We start from the raw sequence: 11,601 nt of genomic DNA on the forward strand, positions 1-11,601 counted from the left end.
CTCCTGAAAACGGGAGGAGCCCATGTTCGTCTGTTCCGGTGAATCGGAACCCGGAACCCGTCTCGGCGCGCCGGCTCACACCACGGTGAGGGTGATGACGGTCTTGTTGCCGTTGGCGTCGCGCACCCTCACCTGCTGTCCCGGATCGGGGCTCTGCAGACGCACCGTGTGCGTGACGTCGCCGAGCGGCGCCGACTTCTTGACCTGCAGGCCCAGCGCCTGCAACGTCTTGGACGCCTCCTCGTACGTCTTGCCGCGCACGTCCGGCACGGTCACCATCTCGGGGCCCTTGGAGACGACGACGTCCACCGAATCGCCCCAGTGCAGCTGCGTGTCCTTCGCCACGGACGAGGAGATCACCTTGCCGGACTCCACGGTGTCGCTGTATTCCTCGCTCCAGTTCGCCTTGAGCTTGAGGTCGTCCATGGCCTGGGCGGCCTCGTCCTTCGTGCGCCCCACGATGTCGGGCATCGTCACCGGCATCGGGCCCTTCGACAGGGCCACGGTGATCTCGGCGTTGTGCTTGAGCGTCGTGCCCGGGTCGGGCGTGATGGTCAGCGCCGCGCCCTCGGGCAGCGTCTCCGAATACACGTCCTGGGACTCGTCGTGCTTCACGTTCGTGAAACCGGCGTTTTTGAGCGCGTCGAGCGGCGCCTTGCCGTCCGCGGAGTTCGGGTCGAGGATGTCCTTCGGAATCGTCGCCATCTTCACTCCGCGGGAGACGACCACCCTCAGGGTGGGGGTGTGGCGTTTGCTCACGTGGGCGTTCACTTCGGCGTCCTGCCGGTCCAGCGTCGCGAGGATGATGCGTCCCTTCTCGACGGTGTCGCTGTACGCGGTCGACGTCTTGTACGGGATGCCCGTCACCTTGAGCGTGCTTTCGTACGACTTCCAGACGGCCCCTTCGAGCGTGCAGGCCCGTCCCTCCTCGCAGGTCACGTCGTCCGGCTTCGGCAGCTCCCAGTAGCTGCCCGGACCGAGGTAGTACCACCATGCGCCGCCACCGCCGCCGGCGAGGGCGAGCACCAGCACCGTCACCAGCGCGATGATCAGGGCGCGACGGCCCTTGCGGGATTTGCCCGAAGGAGTCGCCTTGCCGGTCGTCGCGGAGACGGGGGAGCCGGGAGAGGCGGTCGGCAAGGCCGTCCCCTCGACGCCGCCGCCCGCGGCGGGCGTCGAGGGTGGACGACCCACCCCCGTCGTGCCCTGCGTCGCGGGCATCGTCTGCGTCGGCTGGTCCGCCATGGGCATCGACGTCGTACCCGGCAGGGACGACGTAGTGCGCGCGGGCGCGGCGTCGTCCGCGAAGGCGAGCAGATCCAGGGCCTGCGTCGCCGCCGGTTCGGGGGCCGGTCGCATCACCTGCGTCGCCGCGGTGGACATGGCGGTCGTCGGCTGGATGGAGGACGGGGGCGCCGGCGGCGTCGTGGGGGAGGTCTGCGGGCCGGCGGGCGCGGCGACGGGGGATCCGGCGGTCATGCCCGCGACGCCCGACGCATCGGCAACGGTGGCGGGCGCGGCATCGGCCGGGGGCGCCGGCGGCAGCCCCGCGCCGGCGAGACGCGCGCCGATGGGCGGCATCAGGTTGCGCCCGGAGCCGGGAAGCGTGGTCTCGCCCTCCGTCTCGTCGTCCGGGTGCTCGTCGGGTTTGCGGTACTGCCACGCCTGCACCGACAGCCCGCGCATCACCTCGCGCAGTTCGGACAGGGCCGCCGTGGCGTCCGCGGGGCGCGCGTCGATGGAGCGCGCCGTCAGGTGCGCGATGAACCTTGCCACGGACGGGTCGATGCCGGGGCAGGGCACCGCCACGGACGGCACGTCCTCATGCACGTGCTTGAAGACGAGCGTGACCGGGTTGTCGGAGATGAACGGGACCTCCCCGGCGAGCATCTCCCATGCCATGATGCCCACCGCGTACAGGTCGCCCTGTGGGGTGGCCTCGTTGCGTTCGATGGTCTCCGGCGGCAGATAGGCGGCCGTGCCCAGCAGCATGCCGGTGGAGGAGAGCGTCGCCTGCGAGGTGGCCTTCGCCAGACCGAAATCGGTGATCTGCACGCGGCCGCGGTCGTTGAGCATGATGTTCTCGGGCTTGATGTCGCGGTGCACCACGTTCACCTGGTGGGCGGAGGACAGCCCGTCGAGCGTCTCCGACACGATGCGCAGCGTCTCGCGCACCGTGAACGTGCCCTGCTGGTTCATCTCGTGGCGCAGGTTCACGCCGTGCACGTATTCCATCACCAGATAGGCGAGGCCGTTGAACTCGCCCGTGTCGTACACCTGCACGATATGCGGGTTGGCGATGCGCGCCGCGGACCGGGCCTCGCGGCGGAACCGTTCGATGAACTGGTCGCGGTGCGGCCCCTGCGCCAGCTGCGTGTGCATCACCTTGATGGCCACCATGCGGCCGAGCCTCTCGTCCTGGGCCTCGTACACCGTCGCCATGCCCCCCTGCGCGATGCGGCGCACGATACGGTAACGGCCTTCGATCAGCTGGCCTTCGGGGGCGTTTGCGGCTTCACTCATAGCGGTAATCGTCTGCATCCTTGAACGTGTTCGGCAATCTCACCACTCACTCTAGCGTTCGGCCACGTCCGGCACGAACCGCGCGCATGCGGCCTCGAGCGCCGTGCGCGCGCCCGGCGCCAGGCCGGTTCCGGCGATGGCCCCGAGCGTGTCCCGCCACAGCCGCGCGATGCGCGCGTGGGAGCGTTCGACGGCGCCGGTCGAGGAGAACAGCCCGATGGCCCGGCGCACGTCGTCCTCGGTGCGCGACGGCGAGGAGAACATGCCGATGAGTTCGCGGCGTTCCGCGTCGTCCGCGCCGGCGATCGCGTCGGCGAGCAGCACCGTTCGCTTGCCCTCGCGGATGTCGCCGCCGACCGGTTTGCCGCTGGTGCGGCTCGAACCGGTCACGTCGATGAGATCGTCCTCGAGCTGGAATGCCAGTCCCAGCGGTTCGCCCACCGCCAACGCCGTGCGGCGCGCCTCGTCCGGCGCGGCGCCGGCGGCGAGCAGCGCCAGCTGGAGCGGGGCGATGGTCGTGTAGCTGGCGGTCTTCCACCGGAACACGCCCAGCGAAGCCTGGGCCAACGCCTGCGGGTCGTCGAGCGGGGCCCGTTCGACGGCCAGGTCGAGCACCTGTCCGATCTCCACCTCGCGTTGCATGCCGAGGAACGCGGCGACCAGCGCGGACGTGTTCGGCAATCGCCCGGCCGCGTCGTTGGCGATGGACACGCATGCGGTGGCCAGCAGGTCGCCGAGCATCAGGCCGAGCCCGCGGCCGATGGCCGTGTCGCCCGTCCAATCCTCCAGGGCGCGGTGCGCGCTCGGGCGCCCGCGGCGCAGATCCGATTCGTCGATGATGTCGTCGTGCACGAGCGCCGCCGTCTGGAACACCTCGATGGCGCACGCCATGTCGACCATCGCGCCGCGCGCCGCGGCGGGTCCGCCGAACGCGTCGTACGCGGCCAGGGCGAGCAGGGCGCGCAGCCGCTTGCCGCCTTCGCTGGAGGCCACCCCCTGGGCGACGACCGCGTCCATCATCGCGCGGCAGGCCACGGGGATCGCCGGACCTCCCTCGCCCTCGGGGCCTGCGGCGCACGCGGCCACCAGGGCGGCGATGCGGGGTTCGATCAGGGAACGGTCAACGTCGGTTTTGCACATGCCTCTAAGTTATCCACAACGATGGCCTAATACAAGAACCCGGGCTTTCCGGGCCCTCGGAGGGTATTGACCACATGACCCCGTCGGACGTGCGGGGAGCCGGCCCGGTGCGCCATACTGTCGGCACGGGCGGTCCGCGACGTGCGGCCGGCCGGGTGAGGACCATCGAAAACCATCAAGGAGGATGACATGGCATGCAACGAAGGAACGTCGTATGACGGCGCCACGGCACGGGACCGGGCCGGCACGGGGCCTCCGTCGGGTCCGAGGGGGCGTCGCCGCCGCGCGCGGCATGCCGGCGGCGTGCGCTCCGACAGGGCCGGGGACTGCCGCGCGTACCTCGACGGCATCGACGAGCTCGACCCCGCCGTCGTCGCGGATATGGTCCGCCGGCTGCGCGACGACCGTCGCGCCCATGGCCCGGCGGCCGCCAACGCCGACTGGATGGACGGGCCCCTCGACGAATGGCTGGGCCACCTCGAGCGCGGCGTCGTGGACCTCGGGGAGGAGACGCTGGCGGCCCTGGCGGTCGGCATGCATGAGGTGCTGTCGATGCGCGACGCGCTCATCCTGTCGATGATCCTGGACGGGGACGTCTGCGGCAGGGACACGTTGATGGACGTCCTGTCGCGTCCACGCACGGCGGAGGTGTCCGCCCTCGTGCGCGACCTGCTCGTCAAGGCGTTCTCGGACGCGGACCTCCCCGACGCGGACCGGTGCCGCACGGGCATGGTGATGCTCGCCGCGATGACCTGCCTGATGCCGGAGGGCATGGCCGCGCAGCCGTTCGCCGCCATCGCCTACGTGCTGTGGTGGCTGGGCGACGCCAGGGCGCCGGCGTACGCGTTGCGCAGCCTGGCCGCCGACGAACGGTGCACGCTCGCCGCGATCGTGCTCAGGGCGGCCGAACGGGGCCTCGGCCCCGCCTGCGCCTACCCGGAAGCGCAGTGACGGGGCCCCGCGGCCCGCGGCGGCCCGCCGGGCGGGAATAATCGTCCCTATGGAGTGGTTTACTCACATAGTTGACGATTTGCCCTTGCCATAAGTATGCCCTTGTGGTATACGAGGCCGGGCAAGGAACCGCGAGGAGGATAAGTTTGGCTACCAAGAGCACGACGGCCGGCGACAAGACCGAGGACACGAAGGACGAGACCAAGGCCGCCTCCGCCAAGAAAGCCAGCACCGCGCGCAAGGCCACGGGCCGCAGGACCGCAGCGAAGAAGACCACGGCGAAGGAGGGAGGCTCCGCCCGGGGCGCCGCCGCGAAGCGTTCGCGCAGGAAGAAGGAGGAGCCGGCCAAGCCGGTCGACGCCGACGAGGTCGAGGAGCTCGACGATGAGAAGGAGGATCTCGACGTCGACGAGCTCGACGAGCTCGACGAGGACATCGACGACGGCGAGGACGTCGACGATTCGTCCGACGACGAGGACGACGATTCCGACGACGACCTGGACGACGAGGACGATTCCGACGACGATGACGACGACAAGGCCGAGGAGGTCGAGAAGCCCAAGGAGAAGGGCGCCTTCGTCGTACGCGACGACGATGACGACGACTATGAGCCGCGCACGCGCCGCCGCGGCGGCAAGATCGGCAACCCGAAGCGTCGCGTGATCACCGCCGGCGCCACCGCCGATCCGGTCAAGGACTACCTCAAGCAGATCGGCCGCGTCAACCTGCTGAACGCCGAGCAGGAGGTCGACCTCTCCGAACGCATCGAGGCCGGCCTGTACGCCCAGCACCTGCTGGACACCGAGGGCGACAAGATGGACTTCAAGCGCAAGCGCGAGCTCAAGTGGGCGGCGAACGACGGCAAGAAGGCCAAGGACCACCTGCTCGAGGCCAACCTGCGACTCGTCGTCTCGCTCGCCAAGCGCTACACCGGCCGCGGCATGCTCTTCCTCGACCTCATCCAGGAAGGCAACCTGGGCCTGATCCGCGCCGTCGAGAAGTTCGACTGGAAGAAGGGCTTCAAGTTCTCCACCTACGCCACCTGGTGGATTCGTCAGGCCATCACCCGCGCCATGGCCGACCAGGCCCGCACCATCCGTGTGCCCGTGCACATGGTCGAGGTCATCAACAAGCTGAGCCGCGTGCAGCGCCAGATGCTGCAGGACCTCGGCCGCGAGCCCACGCCGGACGAGCTGGCGCGCGAGCTCGACATGCCCGTCGAGAAGGTGCAGGAGGTGCAGAAGTACGGCCGCGAGCCGATCTCGCTGCACACCCCGCTCGGCGAGGACGGCGATTCCGAGTTCGGCGACCTCATCGAGGACACCGATGCCATCGCCCCGTCCGACGCGGTCGCGTTCTCGCTGCTCCAGGAGCAGTTCAAGAGCGTGCTCGAGACCCTCTCGCCGCGCGAATCCGGCGTCATCAAGATGCGCTACGGCCTTGAGGACGGCCAGCCGAAGACGCTCGACGACATCGGCCGTGTGTACGGCGTGACCCGCGAACGCATCCGTCAGATCGAGTCGAAGACCATGTCGAAGCTGCGCCACCCGTCCCGTTCGCAGACGCTGCGCGACTTCCTGGACCAGTGAGGCGTGCCGCTCGGCAGCATGCCTCACGCGAGGAGGGGAACGGTCCGGCGGGCCGTTCCCCGACGGAGCCAACCTTGGTTCCCATTCATTACCTCACTACCGTTCAACACTAGGGGATTATGGCGAAAGAGGAATACGGCGCCAAGGACCTCGCCGTCCTTGAGGGCCTTGACGCGGTGCGCAAGCGTCCGGGCATGTACATCGGCACCACCGACTCGCAGGGCCTCATGCACTGCCTGTGGGAGATCATCGACAATTCCGTCGACGAGGCGCTGGCCGGGTTCTGCGACGACATCGTCGTGACCCTGCACACCGACGGCTCCATCGAGGTCGCGGACAACGGACGAGGCATCCCGGTCGACAAGGAGCCGAAGACCGGCCTGTCGGGCGTGGAGGTCGTGCTCACCAAGCTGCACGCCGGCGCGAAGTTCGGCAACTCGTCCTACAACGCGGTCGGCGGCCTGCACGGCGTCGGCTCGTCGGTCGTCAACGCGCTGAGCTCCCGTCTCGACGTGGAGGTCGACCGTGACGGCCTGACGCACCACATGGCGTTCCATCAGGGCCATCCGGGCGTGTACACGGACGCGGATCCGGCGCACCCATCGCCGGACTCGCCGTTCAAGCGCACGCGCAAGAACCGTCCCACCGAGCTCGAGATCACGGGCAAGGTGCCGGCCAGACGCACCGGCACGCGCATCCGCTACTGGGCCGACCCCGAGATCTTCAACAGCACCGCCGAGTTCTCCTACGAGCAGCTCATCGACCGCGTGCGCCAGACCAGCTTCCTCGTGCCCGGGCTCAAGATCACCGTCATCGACGAGAACGTGCCCGAGACCGGCGACGCCGCCGTCGACGAGATGCGCGAGGTCGACGGCGCGGACATGGCCGCGCACGTCCGGGAGGACGACGTCCGTCCGTCCGACGGTTCCGCGGACTCCGCCGCGACGGTCGCGCAAACCGCCGCCGGCGACGCCGGCGATGCGGCCGTCCCGTCCGGCGTGGCCGTGGCGAAGGCCGACGCCGCCACGCACACGCACGCCCGCGTCGAGGAGTTCCTCCACACCGGCGGCGTGAAGGACTTCGTCGACTTCCTGTCCCACGGCGAGGCCGTCTCCGACATCTGGCGCATCCAGGGCGAGGACACCTACGAGGAGGAGACCCAGGCGGTCGGGGAGAACGGCGAGCTGCATGCGCGCAAGGTGACCCGCACCTGCGGCGTCGACATCGCGCTGCGCTGGGTCAACGGCTACGACACCGTGATGCGCAGCTTCGTCAACATCATCGAGACGCCCGGCGGCGGCATGCACGTCGACGGACTGATGAACTCGATCACCAGGCAGGTGCGCAAGACCGTCGAGGCGAACGCGCGCAGGCTCAAGGTGAACCTCAAGGACTCGCACATGCGCATCGAACGCGACGACATCATGGCCGGCCTCGTGGCCGTCGTCACCGTGCGCATCGCCGAACCGCAGTTCCAGGGGCAGACCAAGGACGTGCTCGGCACCGCGCAGGTCAAGCCGATCGTCACCCGCATGGCCGACAGGCAGTTCGGCGAGATGATCTCCGGTTCCAAGCGTGGCTACAAGGAGCAGTCCGCCCGCGTGCTCGAGAAGATCGTCGGCGAGATGCACGCCCGCGTCCAATCGCGCAAGGCCAAGGAGGTCACGCGCCGCAAGAACGCGCTCGAATCCGCGTCCATGCCGCCGAAGCTGTCCGACTGCCAGCCGGGCAACGACGACGTGGCCGAACTGTTCATCGTCGAGGGCGACTCCGCGCTCGGCACCGCCAAGGCCGCACGCAACTCCGGCTTCCAGGCGCTGCTGCCGATCCGAGGCAAGATCCTCAACGTGCAGAAGGCGTCGATCACGCAGATGCTGTCGAACAAGGAATGCGCGGCCATCATCCAGGTGGTGGGGGCCGGTTCCGGCCAGAGCTTCGACATCGAACAGTCGCGTTACCACAAGGTCATCATGATGACCGATGCCGACGTGGACGGCGCGCACATCCGCATCCTGCTGCTCACGCTGTTCTACCGGTACATGCGGCCGCTCATCGAACACGGCTACGTGTACGCGGCCGTGCCGCCGCTGCATCGCATCGCGCTCGCCGGGTCGCACAAGGGCGAGTTCATCTACACGTATTCGGACGACGAGCTCGCCGGCAAGCTCGCCGACCTGGACCGCCGCCACATCTCCTACAACCCGGACATCCAGCGCTACAAGGGCCTGGGCGAGATGGACGCCGACCAGCTGGCCGACACCACGATGGACCCACGCACGCGCATGCTGCGCCGCATCCGCATGGAGGACGCGGCCGAGGCCAGCGAGATCTTCAGCCTGCTCATGGGCGACGACGTGCCGCCGCGCAAGGCGTTCATCGTCGAGAACGCGGACGATTTCGACCGTTCCAAGATCGACACCTGACCCACGCCCGTCGGGACGACGCCCGGTTGCACACGGTTGCGGCCGGGCGTTCCCGTATCCACGCGCGTATTGGGCGCGACCGATACTATGCTTGTCCGATGTGAATACCGAGATGAGCGCAGAAGAGAGCGAAGACATGCCCGAGGGCATCGAACCTCCCGTGGTACCCTCCGAGGCCGAGGAGGCGCAGGGTGAATCCGAGCCGGGGGCCGACACCGAACGCATCCCCGTGATCTCCCCGGCCGCGGAGCCGATGCCGGCGGCCATCCCCCCGGTGCCCCTGCCGGGCGGGCAGGACGACCGCCTGTCCCAGGAACGTCTCGCCTCCCTCGTGCACTCCGTGGAGGAGTCCGCCCAGATCGCCGTGCCGTCGGCGCTCACCCAGTCGCAGTCCCAGATGCAGCCGCTGGTCGTGCAGGCCCCCACGGCGACGCAACCGGTCGTGCAGGTGCCCGCGGTCGTGCAGCAGGCGGCGTCGAAGTCCGCCGCGGCGTCCGCCCCGCCGTCCCTGGCGCAGGCCGTGGTCCAATCGGTCACGCAGTCCATGCCGGCCATCGTCACCAACGGCACCGGTTCCGGTCTGAAACCCGTGGTCATGACGGGCGTCATCCCGGCCGTCGTATTGGATGGCGGCACCCGGCCGGCCATGCCGCAGGAGGTGCGCGACCGTCTGCTGAGCCTTGAACGCGCGGAGGGTTCCGTGGCCGTCGTCGGTTCGATGAATGCCGACTATACGGTGACCTCCCGCAGATTGCCGCAGCCCGGCGAGACCGTCAAGGGCGGGGCGCTCAGGATCCTGCCCGGCGGCAAAGGCGCGAACCAGGCCGCGGCCGCGGCGCGTCTCGGCGCGAACGTGTGTCTGTACGGCGCCGTCGGCGACGACGCGAACGCCGACTTCCTGCTCGGCCAGCTCGACGCGGCCGGCGTCGACACCAGCGAGATCCTGCACACCGAAGGCGCCACCGGCACCACCGTCATCACCGTCGACGCGAACGGCGAGAACACGATCGTGTATTCGCCCGGTTCGAACGGCAAGGTGAGCGCGGGGTACGTGCAGTCCCACCGCGACGCGCTCGCCGAGGCAAGCGTGCTCGGTCTGTGCCTGGAAAGCCCGATGGCCACCGTGATCGCGGCGGCCGAGGCCGCCCACGCGGACGGCGTGACGGTGCTGCTCAACGAGTCGCCGTTCATCCCCGAACTGCCGCACGAGCTCGTCACCTCCACCGACATCCTGCTCGTCAACGAGCACGAGGCGTCCCAGCTGCTCGAACTGGACGAGCCGTGCGACGGCGACTGGTCGCGGTGCGACTGGAACGACGTGGTCTCCCGCGTCGCCGACTACGGGTTCGAACGCGCCATCATCACATTGGGCGACGAGGGGTCCGTCGTCGTCGAGGACTACCGCTGGCACCGGGTGGAGGCCGCGAAGGTCGTGGCCAAGGACACCACCGGGTGCGGCGACGCGTTCATGGGCACCGTGCTCGCCGGGCTCGCCGCGGGCTATTCGCTGCTGGAATCCGCCCAGGTCGCCTCCTATGTGGCCGGTTACGCGGCGACCAGGTTCGGCGCCCAGTCCTCGTTCGGTTCCGCCGCGGACGTCGCCTCCTACTTCTCCGTGATGTGATTCCGGCGGATGGCTTCGGGCGCGTCGTGCGCCCGCAGTCATCCACCGCCCCCGTTAGTATGTACGAACGTACATAACGTTTGTTCGTCCAACGGAGGAATGCCCATGGCCAGCCTGCTGCTCGCCGTCATCTACATCGCCTTCATCAGCCTTGGCCTGCCCGACGCCCTGCTCGGCGCGGCATGGCCGACGATGAGCCAGGACCTCGGGGCGTCCGTCTCATGGGCGGGCGGCATCTCGATGACCATCTCGGCCGGCACCATCGTCTCCGCCCTGCTCAGCGACCGCATGACGATCAGGTTCGGCGCGGGTCGCGTCACCGCCGTGTCCGTCGGCATGACCGCCGCGGCCCTGTTCGGATTCTCGCTCGCGCCGAACTACTGGACGCTCATCCTCATCGCCGTCCCCTACGGCCTGGGCGCCGGCGGCGTCGACGCGGCGCTCAACAACTACGTGGCCATCCACTACGAGAGCCGCCACATGAGCTGGCTGCACTGCATGTGGGGCGTCGGCGCCTCGCTCGGCCCCTACGTGATGGGCTACGCGCTCGCCGGCGGCCAGGGATGGGCGTGGGGCTACCGCTACATCGCCATCCTGCAGGTCGCGCTCACCGCGATCCTCGTGCTCAGCCTGCCGCTGTGGAAGGGGCGTGGCGCCACGTCGGCCGCCCCGGCCTCCGCCGGCGCGGCCGCGAGCGACGTCTCTTCCGAGGCCGTCGCCCCGCGCAAGCCGCTCGGGTTGAAGGGGGTGCTGGCGATCCGCGGCGCCAAGGAGATCCTCATCATGTTCTTCTGCTACTGCGCCATCGAATCGACCGCCGGCCTGTGGGCCTCCAGCTACATGGTCATGCACGACGGCGTCGACAAGACCACCGCGGCCGACATGGCCAGCCTCTTCTACGTCGGCATCACCGTCGGCCGGGCGTTGAGCGGATTTCTCACCATGCGTTTCGACGACCCCGCGATGATCCGCATCGGACAGGGCGTGCTCCTGGCGGGCGTGGTGCTGGTGGCGCTTCCGCTGCCGGGGTCCGTCGGCACCGTGGTCGGCCTGGTGACGATCGGACTGGGATGCGCGCCCATCTACCCGTGCGTCATCCATTCCACGCCGGCATACTTCGGCGAGGAGAACTCGCAGGCCATCGTCGGCGTGCAGATGGCCAGCGCGTACGTCGGCTCGCTCGTCATGCCGCCCGTGTTCGGCCTCGTGGCGCAATACGCGTCCATCGCGCTTTACCCGTTCTACATGTTCGTGTTGCTGATCCTCATGGTCGCCATGCACGAGGCGCTGCGCCGCAAGCGCGCGTGACGGCCGGACGCGTGTCGCGTGTCCGCGGCCGGGCCGATAATCG

At 69.1% G+C, this 11,601-nt stretch carries 7 protein-coding genes; 5 read left to right on the plus strand and 2 right to left on the minus strand.

Annotated elements, in window-relative coordinates; all coding sequences use genetic code 11:
- Positions 1 to 75 precede the first annotated feature (75 nt).
- Positions 76 to 2,523 carry a protein kinase domain-containing protein gene (locus GFD21_RS01480; protein WP_163196139.1) on the minus strand — a complete coding sequence of 816 codons (2,448 nt, stop codon included), beginning with the start codon at positions 2,521 to 2,523 and terminating at the stop codon, positions 76 to 78.
- A gap of 51 nt (positions 2,524 to 2,574) precedes the next feature.
- Positions 2,575 to 3,663 carry a polyprenyl synthetase family protein gene (locus GFD21_RS01485; RefSeq protein WP_163196140.1) on the minus strand — a complete coding sequence of 363 codons (1,089 nt, stop codon included), beginning with the start codon at positions 3,661 to 3,663 and terminating at the stop codon, positions 2,575 to 2,577.
- Positions 3,664 to 3,852: 189 nt separating this feature from the next.
- Here GFD21_RS01485 and GFD21_RS01490 point away from each other — a divergent pair, with 189 nt between their 5' ends.
- The 5 genes from GFD21_RS01490 to GFD21_RS01510 all read left to right on the plus strand — a co-directional run bounded on the left by GFD21_RS01490 (position 3,853) and on the right by GFD21_RS01510 (position 11,558).
- On the plus strand, positions 3,853 to 4,614 hold the full coding sequence (locus GFD21_RS01490; RefSeq protein WP_163196141.1) for a DUF4192 domain-containing protein: 762 nt from the start codon (positions 3,853 to 3,855) through the stop codon (positions 4,612 to 4,614).
- Positions 4,615 to 4,760: 146 nt separating this feature from the next.
- Complete coding sequence (locus GFD21_RS01495; protein ID WP_163196142.1) at positions 4,761 to 6,203, plus strand: RNA polymerase sigma factor; 1,443 nt, start codon at positions 4,761 to 4,763, stop codon at positions 6,201 to 6,203.
- Between the two features lie 119 nt (positions 6,204 to 6,322).
- Positions 6,323 to 8,626, plus strand: coding sequence for a DNA gyrase/topoisomerase IV subunit B (locus tag GFD21_RS01500; protein ID WP_163196143.1), 2,304 nt, complete (start codon positions 6,323 to 6,325; stop codon positions 8,624 to 8,626).
- 646 nt (positions 8,627 to 9,272) lie between these two features.
- The gene (locus tag GFD21_RS01505; protein ID WP_163196521.1) at positions 9,273 to 10,250 is read left to right on the plus strand and encodes a ribokinase; all 978 of its coding nucleotides are present in this window, start codon (positions 9,273 to 9,275) and stop codon (positions 10,248 to 10,250) included.
- Between the two features lie 105 nt (positions 10,251 to 10,355).
- Complete coding sequence (locus tag GFD21_RS01510; RefSeq protein WP_163196144.1) at positions 10,356 to 11,558, plus strand: MFS transporter; 1,203 nt, start codon at positions 10,356 to 10,358, stop codon at positions 11,556 to 11,558.
- Positions 11,559 to 11,601: the final 43 nt, after the last annotated feature.

Origin of the sequence: Bifidobacterium platyrrhinorum (assembly GCF_010667645.1) — a bacterium.
Lineage (GTDB): Bacteria > Actinomycetota > Actinomycetes > Actinomycetales > Bifidobacteriaceae > Bifidobacterium > Bifidobacterium platyrrhinorum.